Source organism: Oikeobacillus pervagus (assembly GCF_030813365.1).
In the GTDB taxonomy this organism is placed as follows: Bacteria; Bacillota; Bacilli; order Bacillales; family DSM-23947; genus Oikeobacillus; species Oikeobacillus pervagus.
In genome coordinates this window covers 91,112-117,380 of the sequence record NZ_JAUSUC010000004.1, presented here as the reverse complement: position 1 = coordinate 117,380, position 26,269 = coordinate 91,112, and the positions used below count along the sequence as shown (strand labels likewise).

At 38.2% G+C, this 26,269-nt stretch carries 26 protein-coding genes; 18 read left to right on the top strand and 8 right to left on the bottom strand.

Translation table 11 applies throughout. From position 1 onward, the window contains the following. Positions 1-612: 612 nt before the first annotated feature. A complete protein-coding gene (locus tag J2S13_RS02935; protein WP_307256195.1) occupies positions 613-1,293 on the top strand; it encodes a uracil-DNA glycosylase in 681 nt (226 codons plus the stop codon). A 241-nt stretch (positions 1,294-1,534) separates the two neighbouring features. On the opposite strand, the gene speE (J2S13_RS02930) is transcribed toward J2S13_RS02935, so the two are convergent. Then, positions 1,535-2,401, bottom strand: coding sequence for a polyamine aminopropyltransferase (gene speE / locus J2S13_RS02930; RefSeq protein WP_307256194.1), 867 nt, complete (start codon positions 2,399-2,401; stop codon positions 1,535-1,537). Positions 2,402-2,531: 130 nt separating this feature from the next. Here speE (J2S13_RS02930) and J2S13_RS02925 point away from each other — a divergent pair, with 130 nt between their 5' ends. From J2S13_RS02925 to J2S13_RS02915, 3 genes are all read left to right on the top strand, one after another. After that, positions 2,532-2,750, top strand: coding sequence for a hypothetical protein (locus tag J2S13_RS02925; RefSeq protein WP_307256193.1), 219 nt, complete (start codon positions 2,532-2,534; stop codon positions 2,748-2,750). Between the two features lie 116 nt (positions 2,751-2,866). Then, positions 2,867-3,154, top strand: a complete 288-nt coding sequence (locus J2S13_RS02920; RefSeq protein ID WP_307256192.1) for a YwdI family protein — start codon at positions 2,867-2,869, stop codon at positions 3,152-3,154. 13 nt (positions 3,155-3,167) lie between these two features. Then, positions 3,168-3,536: a DUF423 domain-containing protein gene (locus J2S13_RS02915; RefSeq protein ID WP_307256191.1), complete on the top strand. Its 369-nt coding sequence runs from the start codon at positions 3,168-3,170 to the stop codon at positions 3,534-3,536. A 224-nt stretch (positions 3,537-3,760) separates the two neighbouring features. Here J2S13_RS02915 and gerQ read toward each other — a convergent pair whose 3' ends face one another. From gerQ to hemQ, 3 genes are all read right to left on the bottom strand, one after another. After that, positions 3,761-4,210 (bottom strand): spore coat protein GerQ, encoded by a 450-nt coding sequence (gene gerQ / locus J2S13_RS02910; RefSeq protein WP_307256200.1) that lies wholly within the window; start codon positions 4,208-4,210, stop codon positions 3,761-3,763. Positions 4,211-4,326: 116 nt separating this feature from the next. Beyond that, entirely contained in the window at positions 4,327-4,749 is a 423-nt protein-coding gene (locus J2S13_RS02905; protein WP_307256190.1) for a cell wall hydrolase, read from the bottom strand. Positions 4,750-5,088: 339 nt separating this feature from the next. After that, entirely contained in the window at positions 5,089-5,835 is a 747-nt protein-coding gene (hemQ, locus tag J2S13_RS02900; RefSeq protein WP_307256189.1) for a hydrogen peroxide-dependent heme synthase, read from the bottom strand. A 242-nt stretch (positions 5,836-6,077) separates the two neighbouring features. Between hemQ and lipL the strand changes: the two genes are divergently transcribed. After that, positions 6,078-6,920 carry an octanoyl-[GcvH]:protein N-octanoyltransferase gene (lipL, locus tag J2S13_RS02895; protein ID WP_307256188.1) on the top strand — a complete coding sequence of 281 codons (843 nt, stop codon included), beginning with the start codon at positions 6,078-6,080 and terminating at the stop codon, positions 6,918-6,920. 55 nt (positions 6,921-6,975) lie between these two features. Here the strand turns inward: lipL and J2S13_RS02890 are convergent, their stop codons facing one another. Continuing rightward, the gene (locus J2S13_RS02890; RefSeq protein WP_307256187.1) at positions 6,976-7,692 is read right to left on the bottom strand and encodes an RsfA family transcriptional regulator; all 717 of its coding nucleotides are present in this window, start codon (positions 7,690-7,692) and stop codon (positions 6,976-6,978) included. 429 nt (positions 7,693-8,121) lie between these two features. On the opposite strand from J2S13_RS02890, the gene J2S13_RS02885 reads away from it, so the two are divergent. The 5 genes from J2S13_RS02885 (at position 8,122) to J2S13_RS02865 (ending at position 12,733) form a co-directional block, all read left to right on the top strand. After that, positions 8,122-8,346 (top strand): YuzB family protein, encoded by a 225-nt coding sequence (locus J2S13_RS02885; protein ID WP_307256186.1) that lies wholly within the window; start codon positions 8,122-8,124, stop codon positions 8,344-8,346. Positions 8,347-8,630: 284 nt separating this feature from the next. Beyond that, positions 8,631-9,188, top strand: a complete 558-nt coding sequence (locus tag J2S13_RS02880; RefSeq protein WP_307256185.1) for a sigma-70 family RNA polymerase sigma factor — start codon at positions 8,631-8,633, stop codon at positions 9,186-9,188. A gap of 2 nt (positions 9,189-9,190) precedes the next feature. Next, the gene (locus J2S13_RS02875; protein ID WP_307256184.1) at positions 9,191-10,585 is read left to right on the top strand and encodes a DUF4179 domain-containing protein; all 1,395 of its coding nucleotides are present in this window, start codon (positions 9,191-9,193) and stop codon (positions 10,583-10,585) included. Between the two features lie 298 nt (positions 10,586-10,883). Beyond that, positions 10,884-12,182 carry an HD domain-containing protein gene (locus J2S13_RS02870; RefSeq protein ID WP_307256183.1) on the top strand — a complete coding sequence of 433 codons (1,299 nt, stop codon included), beginning with the start codon at positions 10,884-10,886 and terminating at the stop codon, positions 12,180-12,182. Between the two features lie 41 nt (positions 12,183-12,223). Then, positions 12,224-12,733, top strand: coding sequence for a YwgA family protein (locus J2S13_RS02865; RefSeq protein ID WP_307256182.1), 510 nt, complete (start codon positions 12,224-12,226; stop codon positions 12,731-12,733). Positions 12,734-12,981: 248 nt separating this feature from the next. Here the strand turns inward: J2S13_RS02865 and thmT are convergent, their stop codons facing one another. Next, the gene (gene thmT, locus J2S13_RS02860; protein ID WP_307256181.1) at positions 12,982-13,170 is read right to left on the bottom strand and encodes a 2-hydroxymuconate tautomerase; all 189 of its coding nucleotides are present in this window, start codon (positions 13,168-13,170) and stop codon (positions 12,982-12,984) included. A gap of 165 nt (positions 13,171-13,335) precedes the next feature. Between thmT and J2S13_RS02855 the strand changes: the two genes are divergently transcribed. Both J2S13_RS02855 and J2S13_RS02850 read left to right on the top strand, forming a co-directional pair. After that, the gene (locus tag J2S13_RS02855) at positions 13,336-13,998 is read left to right on the top strand and encodes a site-2 protease family protein (protein WP_307256179.1); all 663 of its coding nucleotides are present in this window, start codon (positions 13,336-13,338) and stop codon (positions 13,996-13,998) included. Between the two features lie 95 nt (positions 13,999-14,093). Further along, positions 14,094-14,576 (top strand): YwhD family protein, encoded by a 483-nt coding sequence (locus J2S13_RS02850; RefSeq protein ID WP_370873939.1) that lies wholly within the window; start codon positions 14,094-14,096, stop codon positions 14,574-14,576. A 496-nt stretch (positions 14,577-15,072) separates the two neighbouring features. Here the strand turns inward: J2S13_RS02850 and J2S13_RS02845 are convergent, their stop codons facing one another. After that, positions 15,073-17,142, bottom strand: a complete 2,070-nt coding sequence (locus tag J2S13_RS02845; RefSeq protein WP_307256177.1) for a transglycosylase domain-containing protein — start codon at positions 17,140-17,142, stop codon at positions 15,073-15,075. A gap of 225 nt (positions 17,143-17,367) precedes the next feature. Here J2S13_RS02845 and speE (J2S13_RS02840) point away from each other — a divergent pair, with 225 nt between their 5' ends. The 5 genes from speE (J2S13_RS02840) to J2S13_RS02820 all read left to right on the top strand — a co-directional run bounded on the left by speE (J2S13_RS02840) (position 17,368) and on the right by J2S13_RS02820 (position 22,238). Beyond that, positions 17,368-18,198: a spermidine synthase gene (speE, locus tag J2S13_RS02840; protein WP_307256176.1), complete on the top strand. Its 831-nt coding sequence runs from the start codon at positions 17,368-17,370 to the stop codon at positions 18,196-18,198. Between the two features lie 13 nt (positions 18,199-18,211). Continuing rightward, positions 18,212-19,084 carry an agmatinase gene (speB, locus tag J2S13_RS02835; RefSeq protein ID WP_307256174.1) on the top strand — a complete coding sequence of 291 codons (873 nt, stop codon included), beginning with the start codon at positions 18,212-18,214 and terminating at the stop codon, positions 19,082-19,084. 721 nt (positions 19,085-19,805) lie between these two features. Beyond that, positions 19,806-20,255, top strand: coding sequence for a YwiB family protein (locus J2S13_RS02830; protein WP_307256173.1), 450 nt, complete (start codon positions 19,806-19,808; stop codon positions 20,253-20,255). After that, entirely contained in the window at positions 20,249-21,922 is a 1,674-nt protein-coding gene (gene argS, locus J2S13_RS02825) for an arginine--tRNA ligase (protein WP_307256172.1), read from the top strand. The genes J2S13_RS02830 and argS overlap by 7 nt, the downstream gene beginning before the upstream one ends. 136 nt (positions 21,923-22,058) lie before the next feature. Continuing rightward, positions 22,059-22,238, top strand: coding sequence for a XapX domain-containing protein (locus J2S13_RS02820; RefSeq protein ID WP_307256171.1), 180 nt, complete (start codon positions 22,059-22,061; stop codon positions 22,236-22,238). A gap of 374 nt (positions 22,239-22,612) precedes the next feature. Here the strand turns inward: J2S13_RS02820 and cls are convergent, their stop codons facing one another. Beyond that, the gene (cls, locus tag J2S13_RS02815; RefSeq protein ID WP_307256170.1) at positions 22,613-23,815 is read right to left on the bottom strand and encodes a cardiolipin synthase; all 1,203 of its coding nucleotides are present in this window, start codon (positions 23,813-23,815) and stop codon (positions 22,613-22,615) included. A gap of 291 nt (positions 23,816-24,106) precedes the next feature. On the opposite strand from cls, the gene J2S13_RS02810 reads away from it, so the two are divergent. After that, positions 24,107-26,230 (top strand): (Fe-S)-binding protein, encoded by a 2,124-nt coding sequence (locus tag J2S13_RS02810; protein WP_307256168.1) that lies wholly within the window; start codon positions 24,107-24,109, stop codon positions 26,228-26,230. Positions 26,231-26,269: the final 39 nt, after the last annotated feature.

Below are 26,269 nucleotides of genomic sequence, written 5' to 3'. Positions count from 1 at the left end.
TGCGACAAGCAAAAGCCGAGCCCTGAAAGAAGGCGTCCTTTGCCTTCTGTAAGGGATTGTCTTTTGACCTCGAGCAGCTAGGAGCCGGAGCTGGAAAGTAATAAAAGCGGAGGCGACTGCCCAGCTGCGACAAGCAAAAGCCGAGCCCTGAAAGAAGGCGTCCTTTGCCTTCTGTAAGGGATTGTCTTTTGACCTCGAGCAGCTAGGAGCCGGAGCTGGATAGCAATAAAAGCGGAGGCGACTGCCCTGGCGCGACAAGCAAAAGCCGAGCAAGAGAGATGCTTGGCGGACTTTTACTGATGTCTGCTAGGCATTTTTTGTTTTTCTAGGAAACTACAGAACCCGAAACTGTGATCCCTTTAAAATTATTGTCTACGTCTAGCTACAGCGCCTATCGTCTAGCGAATTTCTCCGTTTCCTCCCTACATAAGTCAACATCAGCTTGTGGACTACCTCGCATTGTTTCCTTTATTTCAGTCTAAACTTGCGAAATCCGTACGCCGATGGACAAGGCGCTTCCTTCAGTTTTGTTTTAACTTGTCTATTATGTTTGAAAGTTTCAATAGAGTTATAATATTGAAAATGAATTTGAATGTTGAAAGGATGTTAGAAATGGGTAAGCAAATCTTGAAAAACGATTGGTCGCAACTGTTGAATGAGCAGTTTGAACAACCGTATTATCAAAAACTACGAACCTTTCTAAAAGAGGAATATATGTCGAAAATAATTTATCCAGATATGTTCGAGATTTTTAATGCGTTTCATTACACCCCTTATAAACAGGTAAAAGTTGTGATTATTGGACAAGACCCATATCATGGGCCCAATCAGGCGCATGGGTTAAGTTTTTCTGTGAAGCCACATGTCCCATTGCCTCCTTCTTTACGAAATATTTTTAAAGAGTTGCAAGATGACCTTGGGTGTCCAATCCCCAATAACGGACATTTAGTTTCCTGGGCGAAGCAGGGCGTATTATTGTTGAACACCGTGTTAACCGTTCGACAAGGAGAAGCACATTCTCATAGAGGGAAAGGGTGGGAAGTATTCACTGACCAAGTTATTTCCAAATTAAATGAGCGTAATCAACCGGTCATTTTTATGTTATGGGGGCGGCCAGCACAAAATAAATTGGCATTAATTGACCAAACTAAACATTTTATTATCCAATCCCCACATCCAAGCCCGCTCTCGGCAAATCGAGGCTTTTTCGGAAGCAGACCATTTTCTAGAGCCAATGAATACCTAAGAAAAATGGGACAAACAGAAATCAATTGGGAAATTCCCAATCAATAAACAGGAGAGGGACACCAACAGACAAAAATCCCCCCATTCCAACAAAATTAGTTCCACGTGGAACAAAAAAAGCGGAGGCGACTGTCCAGCTGCGACAAGCAAAAGCCGAGCCCTGAAAGAAGGCGTCCTTTGCCTTCTGTAAGGGATTGTCTTTTGACCTCGAGCAGCTAGGAGCCGAAGCTGGATCAAAAAAAGCGGAAAACTTAAATCAATAAAAAAGCTGGCAAAAATAAGCCAGCGATCATTCTTGACTTAAAAGATTTTTTAAGTCTTGTTGTAGTAGGAAACATCCCTTTAATATATCTTGGTTAAAGTATTTTGTTTCTAAAGGGGGGACATTGGCTTTTTCAGGTTCGATTAGATATCTTTTAGTTCCAATGGTAAAGGTCCACATTCCTCCTGGATATGTAGGCACAACAGCTTGAAAAACGGCACTACCTGGGTATAATTCTTTCGTGTAGGAATATGTTTGTTTCAACATTTCACGGTGAAAAATTGGCGACTGGCTTTGAAAAACTGCGATTCCATCTTTTTTTAACGCCTGTTTTATATGGGCATAAAAATCATATTCAAATAAAGCTTCAGCTGGACCCACAGGATCGGAGGAATCGACGATGATCACATCATATTCGTTTTCCTTTTCTTGAACAAATTTAATTCCATCTGTGAAAATAAAGTTAACCCGTGGGTCTGATAAATTTCCTGATACTTCTTGCAAATACTCTTTGCTTGCTTTCACCACTAATTCGTCAATTTCTACCATATCTATTTGTTCAAGGCTCGTATGTTTAGCGGCTTCTCGAGCGGCACCACAATCCCCGCCACCAATGATTAAGATCTTCTTAGGATGTGGATGTAAAGTGAGTGGGACATGTGAAATCATTTCATTATAAATATGGCCATCGACAGCGGTTGTTTGGACAACGCCATCCAGGATGAGCATTTTTCCAAAATCATATGAATCCACAATCATTACATGTTGTAAAGGGGATTGTTTAGAGAAAATCACTTCTTTTATTTTATAGTCAATTTTTAATAAACTACGGTCATCTTCTGTCAACCAAAGACTTCCATCTACTTCTTTTAACCATTCAGGATATGTTTTCATTTGTAACCTCCTCAGATTCTATGATCCATACATCGCGACAGATGGATTTCGTTCATATGACCAATATTGTAACAAATTCAATTCCAATTTTGTAAAAAAATATATCATGCTTTTTATGCAGGGGGTGTAAATGGATTGCAGGATAATAAACGGATCAATTGTTTTCAATGTAAACACTTTTTTATTACGTGGGATCCGAAAAATCCACGTGGTTGTAAAGCGTATCATTTTAAAAGTAAACAACTTCCATCGAACATCGTATTACAATCTTCGGGCCATCATTGTTTACATTTCTCACAAAAAAGTAACAAATGATCATCACTTCCGATTTGAAATGAAAGAGGTGTAAAGGTAGTATGGAAATTAGGGAATTCATACGTAGATCATTATTTTTTAAATATAGAGGAGTTTGGCAGGATTTTCGCTTTATATCAAATCCTCTCGTTTCAAAAAGGAGGGAGCCGCTTGGAAATTAGTTTGGATCTGTTACTTAAAAAGATGGAACAAGAAATAGCCAAGGCGAAAAAGGATGGAAAAGAGAATATGTTGCATCACGTATACTCCATCATGACAATGTGTGAATTAATATTAGAGGCTGAACCCCCCGGTAAAAAGGAAGCTATTCCAAATTCAACATTCACGGATCGAATGACTGGACCTGCCAGTATAAAATCAGTGGGGTTTAGTCAAAATCAGGGAGAGACCTTACAAACGGATGATGGTGTCAATGGAGAATCCATATTTGACTTTTAAGGAGATGAAAAAAATGAAAGTATTTGTGATCATTGGGGCAATTAATGCTTTTCTAGCGGTGGCTTTAGGTGCTTTTGGTGCGCATGGCCTGGAAGGAAAGGTTGAGCCAAGATATTTAGAAATTTGGAAAACAGGGGTACAATACCAAATGTTTCATGCACTAGGCTTGATTGTGGTTGGAATCATTTCAGGGCAGGCAGCTAGCTCTTTATTAAACTGGTCTGGATGGCTCATGTTAATCGGAATTATTTTGTTTTCAGGAAGCCTATATATTTTGACTTTAACGAAGATTGGAGTGTTAGGAGCGATTACACCATTTGGTGGTGTTTCTTTTCTAGTTGCTTGGGTTCTACTCGCTATGGCAGCAAATAAATTATTTTAAATGATAAATAGGCTAATCTCATAAGAAATAGGATGAGATTAGCCTTGTTTAACTTTCGTGGGAGTGTTGGGAATTCGGTGTTTGCCTATTTCCCACGAGGATTTGCACTTGTCTTTGGGACTTTTGCGCTTGTTCCCGAAAAATATGCCTATTTTCCGCACCATTTTGAGCTACTTCTCACGCGGACTTAGATTCTTACGAAAAATGATTTACGCCCCCACTTTTTAACGTTGTGGAAAACCCGTTGATGGGGCTGATCCAAATGGATATTCATACTCAATTTCTTCATCAAATGTAATATAGTCCACATAAATCATTGGAATTAAATATCGCTTTCCAGTTTGAGGATCACTTAAAATTACGTGGTCACGACCAGCGGCTTCAATGATTCCCTTGAACACTTTAGCATTCCATTCCCGATTATTCTCAAATGTTGCATACACGGTTGCGACTTTCCCTTTATTTAACCTTAAGATATTTTCAATATATGATTCTTCTAAAGGCAACATTCCAGGAACGAATTGTGCGATGGAAGGTTGCGGGGCTGCAGAAGGTGGAACAGGTACCTGAAGCCCTTGGGTTGCCATTGGATTTGTTTGGGGATTCGTATAATACGGTTGACTTGAACTTGGATAATAGGTTTGCGGGTTATAACCATAAGTATATGGATTCATCTTTTTATTCAAAATAATCCTCCTCACTTTTTTCTTAATAATAGATAGTAGGTAGTCTTTGTAAAAGATATGAAATCCTACATAAAGGTATGTGCTTAATCGTTCTGAAAACTAAATTAAAATACGGAAGGGCAATTTTGTTGAGTAGGTTTATAGAAACAATGTGCTTTATATCGCCCAGCATTCCATTGGTTAAACCATTGGGCTGGACATTGCCCCGAAGGTTCAAAAAACCATAAAGAAAAGCTTGCTGGATGGTATCGATTTCCCTTAATCACTTTTCTTGCAAGGTCAATATCCTTTTGTCTTGCTCTTTGGTAGAAATATCCTTTCTGCGTTGCTTCAAAGCCACCAGGACTTTGGAAAACCATTCCCCGAATCGTTCTAATTGTTTTAAAATCAAGGCAATCCCCACGTACGCGGTTAATCCCAACATTTCCAACCATTAACATTCCTAATTGTCCTTCACCTTCTGCTTCCGCCCTCATTAAACGAGCGAGAAGCTTTACATCTTCCTCTGTATGTGCAACGACGGCCATCCTTTCACCCCGCTTATGTGCAATCAAATGATGTATTCACTTTGTTCTTGTTTAGGAAACTTCACAATCTTATTCTTATGAGGAAAGGAAAGGAAAGATGACAAAACACAAAAAAAGACCTCCAGTTTTACGAACTGAAAGTCTTTATCTTGTTTAGAAAACTATAGAATTAAGAACTGTTGTTCACCTTTGTTATCGTCTAGCGAATTTCTCCGTTTTCTCCCTACGATAAGTCAACATCAGCTCGTGAAGTACCTCGCTGTGTTTTCTTTATCTCGGTCGAAACCTACGAAATCCGTACGCCGATGATCAAGGCGCTTTCGCATTTGTATAATTAAATTATTTTACATAGAGAAACTTGGATAGTTGATCTTCTTTTAAAATATTTCCTACAAAGAATGAACCGAATTCTCCGTATTTAGCACTTACTTCATCAAAACGCATTTCATATATTAATTTTTTAAATTGAAGGACATCATCAGCATATAATGTAACGCCCCATTCGTAATCGTCGAATCCGACTGAACCGGTAATGATTTGTTTTACCTTTCCAGCGTATCCACGACCAATCATTCCATGGCTGCGCATTAAAGATTGACGCTCTTCCATTGGGAGCATATACCAGTTTTCGTTGCCCTGACGACGCTTGTCCATTGGGTAAAAGCAAATATGATTTGTCTTTGGTAAAATTGGATATAGACGGGAACGTACATATTCGTTTTGGTATGGATCCTCATCTGAAGGCATGTAATTTCCTAATTCGACAACAGAAACATAAGAATAACTAGGAATGGTATATTCAGCAATTGTTAATTTATTAAATTCGTTCTCCAGTTCATTTAATTCTTCCATAGTTGGGCGTAAAATCATGAGCATAAAATCTGCTTTTTGGCCAACGATTGAATAAAAAGAATGACTGCCTTCTTTAGCTTCCTCAGTTTTGTTTAATTTCGACAAAAATTGTTGGAATTCGTGAATGGCAACTTGACGTTCATCACTGGAAAGGCATTTCCAAGAAGTCCAGTCCATTAATCGAAAATCATGTAAAGAGTACCAACCATCTAATGTTTGTGCGGCTTCAGCCATTACATTCAACTCCTAACTAATATTTTACTCTTTACTATATCATAGTTTATCCAATTAACTAGGGCAAGAAACATGTGCGTTTGCTAAAATAAAGTCCCGCAATTTGTCGAATTGATGAACTTTTGAAAAGATCAAGAAGGAGAAGAAATTCGCTATCTATTTGTTTTCCTACTATAATAAAGAAAAAATAAATCATAGAATACTTTAAGGTAAATAGAACAATAAAAGAAGGAGAATCAATCATGGAGCAATCGTTATCATTATTGCATCAGAAAAAGTGGAGAATTATCGATCAATCAAGCTTAGGACCGATGTTTCATGCGCTTCAGTCGTTTGCGACCGATGATACATTATGTACATCCATTGGTTCGCAAATCTCGCCTCCTACTGCAAGAGCATGGGTTCATCACGATACGATTGTACTTGGAATCCAAGATACGAAGCTCCCAAATTTGGATGAAGGCTTGGAAGTGATAGAGGAAGCGAGCTTTCAATATATTGTACGAAACTCTGGTGGCTTGGCGGTCGTATTAGACAGCGGGGTATTAAATCTATCACTTGTTTTCCCTGATACCGAAAAGGGAATTGATATTAATCGAGGGTATGAAGCAATGTGGCAATTAATTCAAAGAATGTTCCGTGACTTTTCTGTGGATATTGAAGCGCGAGAGATTGTCGGATCATATTGTCCAGGGAGTTATGATTTAAGTATTCACGGGAAAAAGTTCGCAGGGATTTCACAAAGAAGGATGAGAAATGGAGTCGCTGTCCAAATCTATCTTTGTGTAACTGGCAGCGGGGAAAAACGGGCCGAGCTGATTCGAAAATTTTATGAGATTAGTAAAAAAGGGGAAGAAACCAAATGGGTCTATCCAGATATTCAACCGGAAGTCATGGCTTCACTGTCTGATTTATTTCATAAGCAAATCACGATTCAAGATGTGATGAAGAGATTTCTCTTTGCGCTAAAAGACTTGAGTGAAGAAATATATTCCAGTCAATTAGAAGGGGAAGAATTGAACCTTTATGAAGGGTTTTATCAACGAATAGTAGATAGAAATAATAAAATTCTTCAAGGAAAGTGAAAATACAGAGAAAATCGGCCTTTCACCGATTTCCTCTTGTATCTATACAAAATCATTACTCAGCCATTTTTTCTAAGTTTCCATTTCGATCCATTTTGAATGTAGAAGTGGATTGATCCTCCTCTTCAAAAAGGACCAGTTTACGAGCTCGATTCATAATCTTCATCAATGTTTCATAATCCTCTTGCATCGTTTCGGAGTTTTGCTCTAATGTCATGACTTTTGCTGCTAGCTCTTCATTCTGTTTTTTTAGGCTGGCAATTTCATGTTTCAATCTTGCATTCTCACTTTTTAAAATATTCGCTTGGTAGTTGGATTGAGTCATGTTTTGCAAGAAAGCAATGACTTTTTCTAGTGTTATATGATTAGATGCTTCCTCAGTTTCCGTTATATGCGCGTTTAATTGTTGGATATCAGGTACTTCTTCCACGGCTAGCTCTTGATCAGAAGCAAGTGATAGAGACATGGCTTCCAGTTCTTCAGGAGAGGGTGTAGGTGGTTGATAGAGTAATTTCTTCTTTCCACTGGACTCCTTCCCTAAGAGGCGTTGTCTTTGTTTTCGTTGTTTCTTGGCCAATTGCAGAGCTTTTTCATATTGATGACGTACAACTGCATTCCATCTGAAACCACAGGCGGCAGATGTTCGATTTAATTGATCGCCAACCTCCTCAAAGGCATTTAGCTGTGTACTTCCTTCGCGGACATGACGTAACACTGTTTCAGCTAATAATAAATCATCTTCTTCTGTCCATGCATCTTGGCGAGTTTTCATATAAATCACATCCCTATTTAAATTTTACTCCTTTTGTAAATATTGTTACAAATTGGGTGAAAATAATGCTTTCAACTTCTTGAGTGGGAAACCAGATGTGAGATTAGGAGCAATCGGTGAATTACCAGATTAGAAGCATTCCTTCTACCTCAAAAATAACAATCATTTTAAAAAAGAGCCTAAACATTTTTGTATTATCAATATTGGCCAAAAGATGTTCTTTTATACCAAAATGGAAAATAATTATATTTCTAATAGTTTTGTTGGTTTTATACACTTATTGTGGCTGGGAGTAACTCACTTGCAAATATGGGAAATTAGATGTACAATATCGAGTAGTTTGGAACATATTTATTCGGGGTAATGGCGATTTACCCCTCTACTATATAGAGCATGTTTTACATTTTAAGAAAGAAAAGGGTGTTATAGATGGCAAACGAATTTCGAGTTTGCGATGATTGCCAGGCTGTTAACTTGAAAACTTTGTTGCCGAAACTTAAAAAGATCGATCCGGATGCAAAGGTTGATATCGGCTGTCAATCATATTGTGGACCCGGCCGAAAAAAAACATTCACATTTGTAAATAATCGGCCTGTAGCTGCTTTGACGGAAGAAGAATTAATGGATAAAGTAGAAAAAAAACTAAAAAAATAAATGATAACGGGGATGCCTCAGAGATGGAGGGGTTCCCGTTTTTTGTTTGCCTATGAGAGCAATGTCGAATTTTGTCGAGAAATCGATATATTGCAAAAGTCGCTCATAAGATAGGGAAATTCGTACATAAATCAGAAAATTCGCTCATAAATCTCAGGATTCGCTCATAAGGCAGTCGGGGAGAAAAGCGATCCTTATTTTTATTTTTTTAAAAATAATATGTCAGAAACGATAGATTTGCTTCGTATTAAAGAATGAGAAGCTTAAATAGAGGAGGAAGTGGAGTGGGAATAGATGAACATAATTTCATCGCGGGGTTAAAGAAGCGGGATCAGAAAGCGCTTGAGTTCGTTGTCGACCACTACAGTAACCTTGTATTCAAAGTGGTAGGCAGTGTGCTCAATCACTCCTTTTATTTATCCTATGTAGAAGAATGCAGCAATGATGTATTTTGGGCGGTTTGGAATCATATTGACCGCTTTGATGAGGAAAAAGGAGAGTTTAAAAATTGGATTGCCGCGATTGCTAAATACAAAGCAATTGACTATAAGCGAAAAGTATACAAAGAGAGCGCCATGGAATGCGTAGATGATTATGATTTAAATGATCATGTCGATTTGGAAAGTTTGATTTTATCGAAAGAAAATAAGAAAGAACTTCTAAGTGCAATTAACACAATGAATGAAGCCGACCGGGAAATTCTAATTCGTAGATATTTTTTCCATGAAAAAATTGAAAGCATTGCTGCTTATTTCGGAGTCGACCGTAATTGGGTAGACCAACGACTTTCAAGAGGCCGTAAAACGTTGAGAAAAAATTTAGTGCTTAGGGGAGATGTATAGTAATGGAGAAAAAGGATTTTAATTTAGAAGAAAAGGATATTTATAAATTATTAAATGGGATTAAGATGGATGAATCGGAATGGGAAGGGGTTGAAATGGAAATATCACCACTTCAGAAAAAGAGAATCAAAAACAATTTGAAAAGGAGAATCAATGCGAGTAAAAAACGAAAAAGAGTGAAATATGCCTCAGGGGCGGCAGCTATAGGGCTTGCGGCGATGATTGGCATTGGGGCGATCTCTCCTACTTTTGCAGAAAATATCCCTGTGATCGGTTCTGTTCTTCAAGCTTTAAACGGTGATAAAGGCGATTACGCCAAATATTCTCAAATACTCGACCAAGGTGTCACAGATAATGGTCTAACATTAATGATTAATGAAGTCGTTGCGGATGAATCGAAATTAATGATTGGGTATACCATCAAAAGTGATCAGAAATTCGATGATGAGATGGTGGGGGGGTTAACCCATGGAGATATAAAAATTAACGGAAAGTCATTTTGGGCATCAGGAGGGGGAACAGGTAAACTTAAGAACTCGTACACTTATGTTGGTAGTGATGAATTTGATATTAGTTCATTAGATGTTGCTGATAAATTTAATGTTAGTTTAAATGTACGGGAGCTTGCAGGGGTTAAAGGAAAATGGAAGTTTGCCTTTGATGTATCCAAAAATGAAATTTCTCAAAAAACGGTTGTTTTTAAACCAAATCAAAAAGTTAAATTTCCTAAGAGCGCTATTAATATAGATAAGGTTGTCTTTTCTCCAATTGGTTCGTATATCTATTTGAGTGGTAAATATCGTGGGGACAAAGCGGGGGCTCATGGCATCTTTGAATATAGTGATTGGTTTGCTTTCGATGATAAAGGAAATGAATTAACACAAGTAGCCATTGGTGCCGGTTCCGCTGATCGTAAATCGTTCCATAGTCAAATGGAATATAGCCGAGTAAAAGAAATTCCTAAATCGCTCACCATCATTCCGGTTGATATCGCTCCTTCTGGTGGGGGAGGGGTAGATGAAGATGGAAATGAATATTCGTATAAAGGGAAAGAACCGAATGAAGTGAGAAAACCGTTAGACAGACATTTTCCAATGGAGTTACAGCAAGGGAAACTCGGAAAAATCACGATAAAAGAAATGATTACAGAAAACAACCAAACAAAAGTCATCTACACAGTGGAGGGGAGGCTTCCTACCTATCAAGCAAACTCCCTTACTTTTGAAGATGAACATGGGAATGTGGTTGAAAATGAAGTGATGCCTGGAAACTCAAAAAATGAATTTATTCAAGTTTTACCAGCGTTAGATGCTCATAAAAGATATCAAGCCGTAACTCATGATTTTAGCCATATGAAGATAAATGAGGATCTCATTTTTACGATTAAATTGAAATAAGAATGACATCATAGGCGGAGAGGGTTGAGATATGTGTCAAGTTTTGTCGAGAAATCGATATATTGGAAAAGTCGCTCATAAGTTGGGGAAAGTCGCTCATAAATTAGAAAAGTCGCTCATAAATCAGAAAAGTCGCTCATAAATCTCAAAATTCGCTCATAAGTCAGTCGGGGAGGCAAAAATCCCCGGCTGATTGTCATTTCTAGATAATGGGTGGAGATTTGTGGCATATATATCCCTTCTCTTTTCGACAAAAGACGTTATAATAGATACATGTTAAGTAGGAAGAGGGTAAAAAATGGAATATTCCAAAAGTAAATTAAGTGAGGAAAAAGTTTTCAAAGACCCTGTTCATCGTTATGTTCATGTTAGAGATCGCGTGATTTGGGATTTAATTGGAACGAAGGAATTCCAACGATTGCGTCGAATTCGACAATTAGGAACATCGTTTTTAACTTTCCATGGGGCGGAACATAGTCGCTTTAATCATTCTTTGGGAGTGTACGAAATTGTTCGCCGTATTGTAGATGATGTGTTTCCTGGACGACCAGGATGGGATAAAGAAGAGCGATTATTATCATTATGTGCTGCTCTTCTACATGATTTAGGACATGGTCCATTTTCTCATTCGTTTGAAAAGGTATTTCATTTAGACCATGAAAACTTCACAAGAGAAATTATATTAGGGGATACAGAAGTTCATGCTGTTCTTGCGCGAGTTTCAGCTGATTTTCCTAAAAAAGTATCAGAAGTCATTGCAAAAACATACGATAATACCTTAGTCATCAGTCTCATTTCAAGTCAAATTGATGCCGATCGGATGGATTATTTACAACGTGATGCCTATTTCACGGGGGTTAGCTATGGGCATTTTGATATGGAAAGGCTCCTGCGAGTGATGAGGCCACGCGAAGAGCAAGTTGTGTTTAAATATAGTGGAATGCATGCGGTTGAGGACTACATAATGAGCCGCTATCAAATGTATTGGCAAGTATACTTCCATCCTGTAACGAGAAGTGCGGAAGTGATTTTAACGAAAATTTTACATCGAGCGAAAGAATTGCACCGCAATCACTACTCTTTCAAACATGAACCCCTGCATTTTTATTCTTTATTTCAGGATCAGGTAACATTAGAAGACTATTTAAAATTAGATGAAGCGATTATTCTCTACTATTTCCAAATGTGGCAAGAGGAAGAGGACGCTATTTTAAAAGACTTATGTCACCGATTTGTGAATCGACATTTATTTAAGTATGTTGAATTTGACCCTGCAAAAGAATACCGCAAACATAGTGAACTTGAAAAATTATTTAAAGAAGCAGGGATTGACCCGGATTATTATCTAGTTGTGGATTCCTCATCGGATTTACCATACGATTTTTACCGACCTGGTGAAGAAGAGGAACGTTTGCCTATTTACTTATTAATGAAAAATGATGAACTGCGTGAGTTGTCGAGGGAGTCAGATATAGTCGATGCTATTTCCGGAAAAAGAAGAACCGATCATAAACTGTATTTCCCTGCTGATTTCATTCAAGATGACTCATCGGAACCGGCGATTAAACGTCAAATTCGTCGTATATTAGAAATTTAGTAAAGAATTTTGGACTTTTTGAAGTAGGAGTTGACGTACCATTGTTGAAAGAACATGCAAAATTGATGAGTACCTTTGCTGCTTGTGGTGAAATTGTTGGACGAAAAAAATTACAAAAGATGATTTATATTGCGAAACAACTCACTTTTCCCTTCCAAGAAAAATTCCAATTTCACTTTTATGGTCCTTATTCCGAGGAATTAACTTTAAAAGTAGAAGAATTAACAAATCTAGGATTTATCGATGAAGTAAGGGAGAAGAAGGGTGGCTATTATCAGTATCGCTACACAGTTTCCGATGAAGGAACCCATTTCTTGGAACGCTACCAAGTGGAGATTCCTTATTTAGAAGAATGTGTACTTGATATGAATGAACAAAATGCTCGCTTTCTTGAACTAGTATCGACTGTCCTTTACTTTTCTCATTTAGAACGACAAGAAGTGGCAGAGAAAATTTTCACTTTAAAAAGCAAACAGCGATACACAGAAGAAGAAATTGAAGACGCCTATAAATATATAGAAAAATTAACAAAAATAGCTAAGCCGAATTAAGTGCTTAGCTATTTTTTCTTGAACTATGTAGGTTTCTAGAAGACCTATGTGTTGTGTACCCGAAGCAAGGGATTTGCACCATTTCCCGGACTTTATGCATAATTTCCACGAACATTTGCGTATTTGCTGAAATATTTGTATATTTCCCACGGACAATTGCACCATTTTCCAAAGTTTATACATATTTCCTAAGAATATATGCGCTAATCCACTTCTCCCCTTAGATCTTCTCACTAGAATCGGATCTCCTACTCTTGATCGCTTAAACGTTTTCCTGCCACGGCATAGTGGTTTTTCGACATCTCTTCAATAAAAACAGTGACTTTTTCTTTGGATGCACCAGTTGTTTCACTTACGGCATCTGTTACTTTTTCTACTAATGCTCTTTTTTGATCTTCTGTTCGTCCTTCAAGCATTTTAACCGTTACGTATGGCATATAAATCGCCCCTTTTCTAATATTTTTTATCATTCAAATTGTATTCTTTTCTAAAGAAACAAGCAAGGTGACATGCTTATGGGATGAAATGATTCCCTTTTTTGTATACTATTAATACATAGATTTCCTTCATGTTTTTAGGAAGGTTAAAAGGGGAGCGAGCGATTGGAGAGATTTTTTGCGTTTTCATTAGAGGAATTACCTTTTGTCATCATTACTTTATTAGTTGCCTTTACGGTTCATGAATTTTCCCATGCATTTGTTGCTTATAAATTTGGAGATCCGACAGCGAAGAATCAGGGAAGATTAACATTGAACCCTGTCCATCATTTAGACCCGTTCGGAGCTTTATTTATATTATTAACAGGATTTGGGTGGGCGCGACCTGTGCCAGTCAATCGAAAGTTTTTTAAAAAACCACGCCTTGCAGGAGTACTTGTCTCCTTAGCTGGTCCTTTAAGTAATTTAGTCATCGCTGTGATTTCTTATGCGATTATGTTTCTTTTCATCTCTAGTGGGATGAACAATGCCCCGATGTTTTTGATTGATTTACTGAATATGATGGTGTGGCTTAATGTCGTATTATTTGTTTTTAATCTTTTGCCACTGCCACCACTGGATGGTTATCGGATCATCGAGGATTTAGCTCCTGTACATATAAGAGTCAAGATGAGTCAATGGGAACAATATGGTGTATTAATTTTCCTCATTATTGTGATCACCCCGCTATACCGAGTTACCATTCAGCCAATTTTTAGCATTGTGATTCCAGCTATTTTAAAAGGCTTTAATTCTATGTTTATTCAGCTATTTACATTATTTTCATAAAGTAAGACTTCATTCAGTGGGTTTTACTGCCCTTTATGGATGGGATCAACAAACATTATTTTAAGGGAGTGGTTTGATTGGAAAATAAGAAAAAAATGGACTTTAATATTATTAAAAATGACCCAACGGACGGTCATCGTGGTTTTGGAAAAGGGAGTTTAAGCTTAGAAAATGTATCTCCTGTATTTGTGGATATTGAAGAGGGAGAAGCATTTGTCGATATTGGAGCTATGCATGCTCGGAGTACAGTGGAAAAGGGGATTAAATTTTTACCTAATAAAGAAGAAGTAAAAGGGGGAAAACCATACTGGTTAGTGTGGGTAACCATTGATCGAAATGAGGAAGGCCCCTATTATTATGGCGTAACAGCTTGCGAAATGACGGTAAACCGTGAGATCCGAAGAGGGTATAAATCCCTTCCAGAGCATGTAAACCGAATGGATAAATCGATGAAAGGGCATATTATTGTTGACCATATGGATGAGAAATCAAAGAAAGTATTGGGAGAATTCTTGAAAAATCATGATGAAAATATATGGAGACATTCAAGCGAGGAGTTAAAAAGTAGTTTAGCATAGCAATTAATTCCAATAAAGTGAACATTTTTTGAACTTTTTTTAATTTCTTGTTCGCATCTTGCTGTTTAGGGCGAAAAAAAGTAAACTTATATACAAAGTTGCATAAGTATACTAGGACATGAAAAACCTCGGGCCGCACACCCGAGGTTTTTCAATTGCTTTTTAAGAAACGATAAAATTTAGCTTACTGGATGTCCGTTTGAAAAATTTCGTCTAGCGAATTTCTTTCCCTCCGATAAGTCAACAACGGCTCGTGAACTACCTCGCCGTGTATCCTTTATCTCGGTCTAAACTTGTGAAATCCGTACGCCGATGATCAGGCGCTTCCGCTTTTGTTGTCGTCTAGCTCCAGCGCCTATCGTCTAGCGAATTTCTCCGTTTTTTCCCTCCGATAAGTCAACAACGGCTCGTGAACTACCTCGCCGTGTTTCCTTTATCTCAGTCAAAAACTACGAAATTCGTACGCCGATGATCAAGGCGCTTCCGCTTTTGTTTCTTACCTTCCGAGGAGGCGTTGTAGCCAATTTTTTTCATTTTCTTCTTCTTTTTTCTTCTTAGGTTTTTGTTTTTTCTTCGGTTGGTCGAGGTGATCGGTGCAATATTCTGTCGGCTCTGTCCCTTTTGAAAAATACGTGATACGTGAGACAGGGCATTGGGGCGTAGCGAGTTTTCCGTTTGTTGGATTAATGGATACGGCTTTCACCCCTTTAGGAGGCTTGAATTTCTTAATCGGCTTCGTCGCTAGGGATTCCTCCATAAATTTTGCCCAAATCTTTTTCGCATATTTTTTATCAGCGGTTAGGGTGATCTCACTTCCGTTGTCATATCCCGTCCAAATACCCGATACAAGTTGGGGGGTAAAACCAATCATCCAATGATCTGCTTTAGTAGACCCAGATTTTCCAGCGTAAGGTCTTGTTAATTGATTGGAGATCGTCGCACCAGTTACACTCGCATACCCACTTAGTTTTGGATCGAACATCCCTGTCATCATATGGGACATGACGAACGTTAAATCAGGCTTTAATTGTTGCTCTTCTGTTGATTTGTTCTCATAGATGACTTCCCCATCGTAATTTTCCACACGTTTAATAAATACCGGTTCACTGGCTTTTCCACCATTTGCAAAAAGACTATAGGCATTCACCATCTCTATTACTTTTGCTCCTGAAGTTCCAAGAGCAAGAGAAGGCACCTTTTTTAAATCAGTCGTAATTCCAAACTTTTTCGCAGTATCGACCAATGTTTGCTCATTGAGAAAAAGATGGGTTTTGACAGCATAAATATTATCGGAAACAGCTAGTGCTTGTGCCATTGTGACCTCATCATTCGCATATTTATTGTTGAAATTATGTGGTTGATATTGATCTTTTCCTTTGTTAAAGGTAAAGGTCGTCGGTTCACTTCTCATCGTTGTAGCCGGTGTAAACCCTTTTTCCAATGCTGCATAATAGAGGATTGGCTTCATGGTTGAACCGGGCTGTCTAATCGCTTGGACCGCTCGATTATAGGGGCTTTCCTCATAATCTCGTCCCCCTACAAGTGCGGTTACGTAATGGTTTTTTGGATTCATCGCTACAAAGCCCAACTGGATTTCGGAATCAGGTGAAATTGTTTCTTGGACGGCCTTTTCGGCAATTTTCTGCTGTTTCGTATTTAATGTTGTATAGACTCGTAGGCCACCTAAATCGATGGTTCGGTCATCGATATTTAATTTTGTCTTTAATAAATTTTTCACGACATCCTGGAAATAAGGTGCAACACTTAATTGTTGTTGAGAATACTCGCCAATTATTTTTAGCTTTTCATTTTTAGCTGCTACAAGCTGCTCATGATGGATTTTGCCTAACTCCTCCATTTCCTGAAGGATGATTGCTTGCCTCTGCTTTGCTTTTTCTGTAGAGACGACTGGAGAATATAGACTAGGCCCCTTTGGAATCCCGGCTAACATAGAAGCTTCGGCCAATGTTAAATTTTTTGCATCTTTACCAAAATAAAACTGGCTAGCTGCCTGTACTCCGTATGCACCATGTCCGTAATAAATGGTATTTAAGTAACCTTCTAAGATCTGTTCCTTTGTATAGTTCATCTCAATGCGAATAGCATAGAATGCTTCAGAAAGCTTTCGATTCCAAGACTTTTCATGGGAAAGAAAGAGGTTTCTAGCATATTGTTGTGTAATCGTACTAGCACCTTGAACCTTTGCCATTGCTTTAACATCAGCAACAACGGCCCCGGCGATTCTTTTTAAGTCTAGGCCAAAATGATCGTAAAACTTGCGATCCTCAATGGCAACGGTAGCATGAATAATATGGGGTGAAATATCCTCGATATCGACCCAATATCTTTTTTCCCCGCTATTACTCTCCCCAATTAAATGACCATCGTTGGAAAAGTAGAGGGTAGATTGTGGGACAGCAAGAGGTGGGGGGCCCAGTATTTTTGCGTAAATGAATAATCCAAGGATCCCTGCTAAACATAATAAAAGGATACTGAAGAATATAATGATGAGAGCACGTAAGTATTTCATTGCTCGGTTGAACCTAGAATTCGTAATGATTTCCATTGTATTTCCCCTCACTTATATCTAGGTAAAAAAATGTATTACTAGTATGGAAAAATGAGAAGATAATTAAACATGAGAAGTCTTTTATCTTATTATTTTTTGAAGAGGATCAAAATAATCTCGTCTTCTATAAAAGTTTTTATTTTAAAATTTAGTAGTTTCTACTATAATTTTTCTCATGTTTAAAAATATTTAACTTTTTAACAAAGAAAGGGTGCCGATCACATGGGTGGACTTTGGTTTACAGAAAAACAAACAGAAAACTTCGGTATTACGATGAAGATCAAAAAGACTTTACATACAGAACAAACAGATTTTCAATACCTTGAAATGGTTGAAACAGAAGAGTGGGGAAATATGTTGCTACTTGATGGCATGGTGATGACTTCTGTTAAAGACGAATTCGTTTATCATGAAATGGTGGCACATGTTCCATTATTCACACATCCTCATCCAGAAAACGTTCTAGTCGTTGGAGGGGGCGATGGTGGTGTTATTCGTGAAGTTTTAAAACACCCAAGTGTGAAAAAAGCGACATTAGTGGATATCGATGGAAAGGTTATTGAGTACTCTAAAAAATTTCTACCTGAAATTGTTTGTGGATTAGACGACGACCGTGTCGAAGTACGTGTAGATGATGGCTTTATGCATATTGCCAAAAGTGAAAATGAATATGATGTAATTTTAGTTGATTCTACAGAACCAGTAGGACCAGCTGTTAATCTATTTACAAAAGGTTTTTATGCTGGGATTGCGAAAGCTTTGAAAGAGGATGGGATTTTTGTTGCCCAGACGGATAACCCTTGGTTTAAAGCGGATCTTATTCGTGAAGTGCAACGTGATGTGAAAGAAATTTTCCCAATCACACGCCTTTACGTAGCAAATATTCCAACATACCCAAGTGGACTTTGGACATTTACAATAGGATCCAAAAAATATGATCCATTACAAGTTCGCGATGAACGCTTTCATGAGATTGAAACAAAATACTACACGAAAGAACTTCATAAAGCAGCTTTTGTGTTGCCGAAATTCGTAAAAGACTTAACAGAATAGGGGGGAGCACATAATGCGCTTTGATGAAGCTTATTCAGGTAAAGTATTTATTGGTAGTTGTCCAAATTATGGAGAGAGTGAAGTAGTACTTTATGGAATGCCGATGGACTGGACAGTCAGTTATCGCCCTGGTTCTCGTTTTGGTCCCGGTCGTATTCGTGAAGTATCGATTGGTTTAGAGGAATATAGTCCTTATTTGGACCGTGAACTCAAGGAGATCAAGTATTTCGATGCGGGAGATATTCCTCTCCCATTTGGAAACGCACAGCGCAGTTTAGATATGATTGAAGCTTTTGTGGATAAGCTGTTAAACGATGGGAAATTTCCGCTAGGTATGGGGGGAGAGCATCTTGTTTCATGGCCGGTGATGAAATCTGTCTATAAAAAATACCCTGATCTAGCGGTTATTCATATGGATGCGCATACAGATTTACGGACGGAATATGAAGGAGAGCCGCTTTCCCATTCCACACCTATTCGAAAAGTGGCCGAATTAATCGGGCCAGAAAATGTTTATTCATTTGGGATTCGCTCCGGGATGAAAGAAGAATTCCAATGGGCAAAGGAAAACGGCATGCATATTTCTAAATTTGAAGTACTGGAACCATTAAAGGAAATACTGCCAAAATTGATGAATCGTCCAGTATACGTGACGATTGATATCGATGTGCTTGACCCTGCCCATGCACCTGGCACAGGGACGGTTGATGCAGGGGGAATTACTTCTAAGGAATTACTTGCCTCCATCCATGAAATTGCCAGATCAGAAGTACAAGTCATTGGAGCTGATTTAGTGGAAGTGGCTCCTGTCTACGATGCCTCTGAACAAACCGCTAATACAGCGAGCAAGCTCATTCGTGAAATGCTTCTCGGTTGGGTAAAATAAAAAGGCTATTTTGGTAAGCTTTGTTGTAATTAGAATAAAGCGATCTCTAGGGCGAAAAGGTTCGAAGTGGGACTAATGGGATCAAAAAATATTTTTTAACAAAAACCAATAGAAATAAAGAAAGGGTGTTCCATAGACGATTAGTCTTTTTGGAACCCCCTTTTCTATTTCTGCTTCATTTGCTCCTCAAGTTTTTGAAACCAATTGCCTTTGGCCAAAAGTAACAAAAAATTGATCCATTGCATTTTAAACTAATAATTCCTATAATGGTAAAGTTAAAGTGAAGGCGACTGTATAGGCGCGACAAGCAAATGAAGGGCCTTGGCGTGGCCGCAATTAGCCACAGAAAGGACAGTCAGTTGACCTCGAGCCGCTAGGAGCCGGAACTGGATAAAGTTAAAGTGGAGGCGACTGCCAAGCGGCGACAAGCAACTGAAGGGCCTTGACGTGGCCGCAATAAGCCACAGAAAGGACAGTCAGTTGACCTCGAGCCGCTAGGAGCCGGAACTGGATAAAGTTAAAGTGGAGGCGACTGCCGAGCGGCGACAAGCAAATGAAGGGCCTTGGCGTGGCCGCAATTAGCCACAGAAAGGACAGTCAGTTGACCTCGAGCCGCTAGGAGCCGGAACTAGATAAAGTTAAAGTGGAGGCGACTGCCATAAGCTGCAATTGCAAAAAATACTCCGCTGCAATGAAATTTAAATAAAAGGATGTGGATGTTTTGGCAGAACCCGCTAAAAAGACGCCTGTCAAAATTCACTTAAAGACAACAATAGAGCAGGAAGATGAGAAGGAAACTATTGAACTCGCTCTATTTGGTCAATACTATCAAAAGGGAAATAATTCTTATTTAAAATATGAAGAAGTACATGAAGAAGGTACTGTTCAAACGATTGTGAAAATGTCTGAGCAACAAGCACTTATTTTGCGAAATGGTGCGATTAAAATGAGGCTACCTTTTCAGTTAGAGGGAACGTTAAATGGTTCTCATGAAAGCCCATTTGGGACATTACTTCTAACAACAAGGACAAACGAATTGGCCCATCATACATATACAGACATTCCTATAAATGGTGAATTTCAAATCTCTTATCAGTTGATGATGCAAGAACAAATAGCAGGGAATTATACTATGAGCATTCAATATAAGGAGGAGGAAAACAGTTGGTAAACATTACGGAACAAGTACAAGAAGAGCTAAAGGCTGAAATCAAAGCGGCCGTTATAAAAGCAAACTTAGCGAAAGAGGAAGAAATCCCGGCAGTTATTTTAGAAACACCGAAGGAAAAGGCACATGGTGATTACTCTACCAATATGGCCATGCAACTTGCACGAATTGCTAAGAAAGCACCGAGAATGATTGCAGAAGAAATCATCACACACTTCGACTCAACGAAAGCTTCTATTGAAAAAATTGAAATTGCTGGACCAGGTTTTATTAATTTTTATATGAACAATCAATACTTAACGGCTTTAATCCCGACGATTTTAAAATCTGGGGATCATTACGGCGAGTCAACTGTTGGGAATGGTGAGAAGGTTCAAGTTGAATTCGTATCAGCCAACCCAACAGGGGATCTTCATCTTGGTCATGCTCGCGGGGCTGCTGTAGGGGATTCCTTATGTAATATTTTAGAAAAAGCAGGATATGATGTAACCCGTGAATATTATACAAATGATGCTGGAAATCAAATCCACAATTTAGCCTTATCGGTTGAAGCACGTTATTTTCAAGCATTAGGAAAAGAAAAAGAAATGCCACAAGACGGATATCATGGAGCAGACATCATTCAAATTGGAAAAGATCTAGCGAAAGAGCATGGAGAGAAACTTGCCCAAATGGATGAGAAAGAACGGTACAATTTCTGTCGTCAATTCGGTTTAAAATATGAGATGGAAAAATTAAAAAGGGATTTAGCCAATTTCCGTGTGAACTTTGATGTATGGTTTTCTGAAACTTCCTTATATCAAAATGGAAAAATTGATGAAGCATTACATACACTTCGGGAAAATGGCCATATTTATGAAAAGGATGGCGCCGTTTGGTTCCGTTCGACCACATTTGGGGATGATAAAGATCGTGTATTAATTAAAAGCGATGGATCGTATACGTATTTAACACCAGATATTGCTTATCATAAAGATAAATTTGATCGTGGACATCAAAAGGTGATTAATATTTGGGGAGCCGACCATCATGGATATATTCCGAGAATGAAGGCAGCCATTGAAGCGCTTGGATATAACCGCGATGCCTTGGAAGTTGAAATTATTCAACTTGTCCATTTGTATAAAAATGGCGAAAAAATGAAGATGAGTAAAAGAACTGGGAAGGCCGTCACAATGCGTGATCTGATTGAAGAAGTTGGCTTAGATGCCGTCCGTTATTTCTTTGCGATGAGAAGTGCTGATACTCATATGGACTTTGATCTTGACTTGGCTGTTTCACAATCAAATGAAAACCCTGTTTATTATGCACAATATGCTCATGCACGAATTTCTAGTATTTTACGTCAAGGTGAAGATCATGGATTTACATTAGAATCTAATGCGGATTTATCATTACTTGGGGCGGAAAAGGAAATCGATTTGCTGAAGAAATTAGGGGAATTCCCGCAAGTCATTTCAGACGCAGCTGGGAAGCGTACTCCACATAGAGTGGTGACATACATTCAAGAATTAGCTTCTACTTTCCACAGCTTCTACAATGCTGAGAAAGTATTAAATACAGAAAATGAAGCTCTTTCCAAAGCGCGTCTTGCATTGGTGAAAGCTGTGCAAATGACATTGAAAAACGCTTTAAATACAATCGGTGTTTCTGCTCCAGAAAAAATGTAACAAATGGAACTGCCTCAAAAAAGCGCCTGTACCTCTTGGTAAATACCTTTAGGGCCCCGCTAATAGGAGGCAGTTTTTTTAGTATAGAGGGAAAATCAAGTAACATAATAAGGAAAAATAATAAAGGGGGAAAATCGTGAAAGAAGTCTTCTTATCCTTACTTTGTGGTTTTACTGTAGGAGTTATTTTCGCCATTTTTCGACTACCCATTCCGGCCCCACCAGCACTTGCCGGAATAGCAGGGATTATTGGAATTTATCTTGGATTCAAGATCATCACATGGCTTTCTCCATTATTTCAATCTTTTTTTCGTTGAGGGAAGTCTAGTTAGGGATAAAATTTAAAACAGTGGATAACCTTTTAAAAATGTTATCCACTACTAGCTCCAGCGCCTATCGTCTAGCGAATTTCTCCGTCTTTTCTCTACGATAAGTCAACATCAGCTCGTAAAACTGCCTCGCTGTGTTTCCTTTATCTCAGTCAAAGACTACGAAATTCATACGCCGATGTACGAGGCGCTTCTGCTTTTGTTTTCGTCTAGCAACAGCGCCTATCGTCTAGCGAATTTCTCCGTCTTTTCCCTACGATAAGTCAACATCAGCTCGAAAAGGACCTCGCTGTGTTTCCTTTATCTCAGTTAAAGACTACGAAATCCGTACGCCGATGATCAAGGCGCTTCTGCTTTTGTTTTTACAAAAATGGTGCAATCATTTTGCCGATCATCATTTTGAACTTTGTGAAGTAACTAGCTTTCTGCAATTGTTTTATAGTGAGCCTTTCTGAATTATTAAGATCTACGAGAAACATGTGCTTTACTTTTTGAATAAAGATTTCATCGTGAATTAAGCAATTGCATTCATCGTTAATAAAAAAACTTCTTTGATCGAAATTGGCTGTTCCTACATCGCAAATTTTGTCGTCAAATATATATACTTTCGCATGATAAAATCCATTTAAATATAAATACACTTCCGCATTTAGTTCGAGGAGCTTTTTTAAATAGGATAACCCCGCTTCTTTCACCATTAGGTGGTCGGCCATCTTTGGAATTAGAATGGTCACTTTAACCCCACGGTTTAGGGCGTCTATTAAAGCGCAAAAAACTTTTTGACTAGGGATGAAATAAGGGGATCCGATGATGATCGAATATTTCGCATTCGAAATAAATTCATAAAAGGTTCCCTCTAAGCCAACTCCTTCAGTCGAAAGAAAATGGTGTCGAATATTCCCTTTCGGTTGAGGAGGGAAATAAGCTTTTTCTTGCAAGTAATCTACTCCCGTCGCATTTTTCCAATTTAAAAGAAATTCCTGTTGAAGATCATGAACTCCTTCGCCAATGATTTTTATATGATAATCTCTCCAAGGTGAAAGTTTTTTATCTTGATTTATATACTCCTTCCCAACATTAAAGCCGCCAAGATAAGCAATTTCATGGTCAATTACGGTAATTTTCCTATGATTTCTTTTTTGGAGAGTATAAAAGAAAAATGGCGGACGCGATTTGTGTGTGAAGGCAATGTCAACATGATTCTTTTTTAATTGACGAATGGTAGATTTTTTTACTTTATAGGAACCAAGCCAATCCATAAGGAGTTTCACCTTTACTCCTTGTTCTGCCTTTTTCTCTAGTAGGGAAAGAAATTGTTGACTAAATTGATCATCTTTCACAATATAAAAAAGGGTATGGACACTTTTTTTAGCCTTTGCTATATCCTCAAACAAATCGTGAAATAATTCAGGCCCATCATTGTACAATTTCATATCACTATGGCGAGGTGGAAAATGTCGGATGTCTGCTTTTTGACGAAATGCTTTTTCCCCTAATCGAAAATCTAATATGATCAAAAAAAATAAAAATATTGCGATGAACAAACTGGTCCATAACCATATCAATGGGAAATCCCTCTCTTGTTTTAAAAATTTTTAAAAAATAAAGACTAATCAAATTCAGAAAAACATGTTATATTTCTAGTACAAGATAGTCTGCCCTTTTCCTAGTAGTTTAAATTCAAAATCTCCCCTTCAACATCATGGAAAAATTTCCCGATTAAAATTTTTAATAAAAAGCGTTGACTGAATGCTCATTCACTATATAATAGAGTTAAGAAACATTCTGAAAATTTTTCATTTTTGCAAAAAGGGGGGCAAGATGATGACATCTTGGGAAGGAGTGTTTACTAAGGTATGAACGGATTATTATGGATTAACTTAATTGCAACCATTCTTGTAATCGCTTACGGAGTTGGATTGTTTCTATACGTGGTCAAAACGCGTATTGAATATATTAAGTTAGGGAAAAAAGTAGAGTTCGATAATAATGTAAAGGAACGTCTGAACAAAATTTGGGTTTTTGTTTTTGGTCAGAAGAAATTGTTGAAGGATAAGAAAAGTGGAGCATACCACGTTATGTTCTTCTATGGATTTCTCCTAGTTCAATTTGGAGCCATTGATTTTATTTGGAAAGGAATTGTTCCAGGCTCTCATTTACCTTTAGGGCCATTGTACGAAGGATTCAAAGTCTTCCAAGAGATTGTCACACTTGTTATTTTAGTGGCGGTTGTCTGGGCGTTTTATCGTCGTTACATCGAAAAGCTTGTACGTTTAAAACGCGGTTTAAAATCAGGACTTGTATTAATTTTTATTGGAACGCTGATGGTTTCCGTTCTAATTGGAAATGGAATGGATTTAATTTGGCATGAAGGAGGGAACGTGCATTGGGCATGGTCTGAACCCGTTGCTTCTGCCATTGGTGTCGCATTTGCCGGTATAGGTGAAGTTGCCGCTATCACAGTGTTTTATGTGATGTGGTGGATTCATTTAGTCACACTACTTGTGTTCTTAGTGTATGTTCCACAAGGAAAACACGCTCACTTACTTGCTGGGCCTGCGAACGTATATTTAAACCGTTTAGACAAGCCTGGAAAATTAAGACCGATTGACTTTGAAGATGAATCTCAAGAGTTTTTTGGTGTAGGGAAAATTGAAGATTACAATCAACTTCAACTAGTTGATTTATATGCATGTGTAGAATGTGGAAGATGTACGAATATGTGTCCAGCGACAGGTACAGGGAAGATTCTTTCCCCGATGGATTTGATTGTAAAACTCCGTGATCATCTGACATTACATGGTGCTGCTGTGACATCGAAGCAACCATGGGTACCAACGTTTGCTTTTTCTAATACAAAGGGGAATCAACTAGCATTAGCACAAGCTCAAGGTACTGGGGAAGCTGCAGCAACACTTGAATATAACCCAAGTTTAATTGGGGATGTCATTACAGAAGAGGAAATTTGGGCCTGTACAACGTGTCGTAACTGTGAAGATCAATGTCCAGTTATGAACGAACATGTTGACAAAATTATTGACTTACGTCGTTATCTTGTCTTAACAGAAGGGAAAATGGATGCTGACGCACAAAGAGCGATGCAAAATATCGAGCGTCAAGGAAACCCTTGGGGATTAAACCGCAAAGAGAAGGAAAATTGGCGTGAAGGCAGAGAGGATATCCATGTACCTACTGTAAAAGAAGTGAAGAAAGCCGGAGAAGAATTCGAATATTTATTCTGGGTTGGCGCTATGGGTGCATTTGATAACCGAAGCCAAAAGATCGCTCTATCCTTTGCTAAATTATTAAATGAAGCAGGTGTGAAATTTGCAATACTTGGAAATAAGGAGAAAAACTCTGGAGATACTCCACGCCGTCTAGGAAATGAGTTCTTATTCCAAGAGTTAGCAACAGCTAATATTGCAGAATTTGAGAAAAATGATGTGAAAAAGATCGTCACGATTGATCCACATGCATACAATATATTTAAGAATGAATACCCTGATTTTGGTTTAGAAGCAGAGGTGTATCATCATACAGAATTGTTAGCGAAGCTTGTGAAAGAAGGAAAATTAGTTCCTAAATACGAAGTAAATGAAACCATCACTTTCCATGATTCCTGTTATTTAGGGCGCTACAATGAAGTATACGATCCTCCACGTGAAATCTTAAAATCAATTTCAGGTGTGAAATTAATTGAAATGGAACGTAACCGTGAAACAGGAATGTGCTGTGGAGCAGGTGGAGGACTTATGTGGATGGAGGAAGATACAGGGCATCGAATCAATGTTGCGCGTACTGAACAAGCTTTAAATGTGAATCCATCCGTTATTAGTTCAGGTTGTCCTTACTGCTTGACAATGCTATCTGACGGAACGAAGGCGAAGGAAGTAGAGGACAAAGTATCTACACTTGATGTTGCTGAAATTCTTGAAAAAGCGGTCTGTGGGGAGCCGAAGAATGACACGGTCGCATCTTAATCTAGCTAAACAAAGAAACAAGGTCCCCGAAATAACCAA

What these genes read in the sequence shown, in the direction of transcription:
- gerQ (WP_307256200.1), bottom strand. Translation starts at nt 4,210, where the DNA reads ATGAATCCATATACTTATGGTTATAACCCGCAAACCTATTATCCAAGT.
- J2S13_RS02935 (WP_307256195.1), top strand. Translation starts at nt 613, where the DNA reads ATGGGTAAGCAAATCTTGAAAAACGATTGGTCGCAACTGTTGAATGAG.
- speE (WP_307256176.1), top strand. Translation starts at nt 17,368, where the DNA reads ATGGGTGGACTTTGGTTTACAGAAAAACAAACAGAAAACTTCGGTATT.
- J2S13_RS02890 (WP_307256187.1), bottom strand. Translation starts at nt 7,692, where the DNA reads ATGAAAACTCGCCAAGATGCATGGACAGAAGAAGATGATTTATTATTA.
- J2S13_RS02845 (WP_307256177.1), bottom strand. Translation starts at nt 17,142, where the DNA reads ATGGAAATCATTACGAATTCTAGGTTCAACCGAGCAATGAAATACTTA.
- J2S13_RS02810 (WP_307256168.1), top strand. Translation starts at nt 24,107, where the DNA reads ATGAACGGATTATTATGGATTAACTTAATTGCAACCATTCTTGTAATC.
- speB (WP_307256174.1), top strand. Translation starts at nt 18,212, where the DNA reads ATGCGCTTTGATGAAGCTTATTCAGGTAAAGTATTTATTGGTAGTTGT.
- J2S13_RS02905 (WP_307256190.1), bottom strand. Translation starts at nt 4,749, where the DNA reads ATGGCCGTCGTTGCACATACAGAGGAAGATGTAAAGCTTCTCGCTCGT.
- J2S13_RS02915 (WP_307256191.1), top strand. Translation starts at nt 3,168, where the DNA reads ATGAAAGTATTTGTGATCATTGGGGCAATTAATGCTTTTCTAGCGGTG.
- J2S13_RS02870 (WP_307256183.1), top strand. Translation starts at nt 10,884, where the DNA reads ATGGAATATTCCAAAAGTAAATTAAGTGAGGAAAAAGTTTTCAAAGAC.
- J2S13_RS02850 (WP_370873939.1), top strand. Translation starts at nt 14,094, where the DNA reads ATGGACTTTAATATTATTAAAAATGACCCAACGGACGGTCATCGTGGT.
- J2S13_RS02885 (WP_307256186.1), top strand. Translation starts at nt 8,122, where the DNA reads ATGGCAAACGAATTTCGAGTTTGCGATGATTGCCAGGCTGTTAACTTG.
- thmT (WP_307256181.1), bottom strand. Translation starts at nt 13,170, where the DNA reads ATGCCATACGTAACGGTTAAAATGCTTGAAGGACGAACAGAAGATCAA.
- hemQ (WP_307256189.1), bottom strand. Translation starts at nt 5,835, where the DNA reads ATGGCTGAAGCCGCACAAACATTAGATGGTTGGTACTCTTTACATGAT.
- lipL (WP_307256188.1), top strand. Translation starts at nt 6,078, where the DNA reads ATGGAGCAATCGTTATCATTATTGCATCAGAAAAAGTGGAGAATTATC.
- J2S13_RS02875 (WP_307256184.1), top strand. Translation starts at nt 9,191, where the DNA reads ATGGAGAAAAAGGATTTTAATTTAGAAGAAAAGGATATTTATAAATTA.
- speE (WP_307256194.1), bottom strand. Translation starts at nt 2,401, where the DNA reads ATGAAAACATATCCTGAATGGTTAAAAGAAGTAGATGGAAGTCTTTGG.
- J2S13_RS02925 (WP_307256193.1), top strand. Translation starts at nt 2,532, where the DNA reads ATGGATTGCAGGATAATAAACGGATCAATTGTTTTCAATGTAAACACT.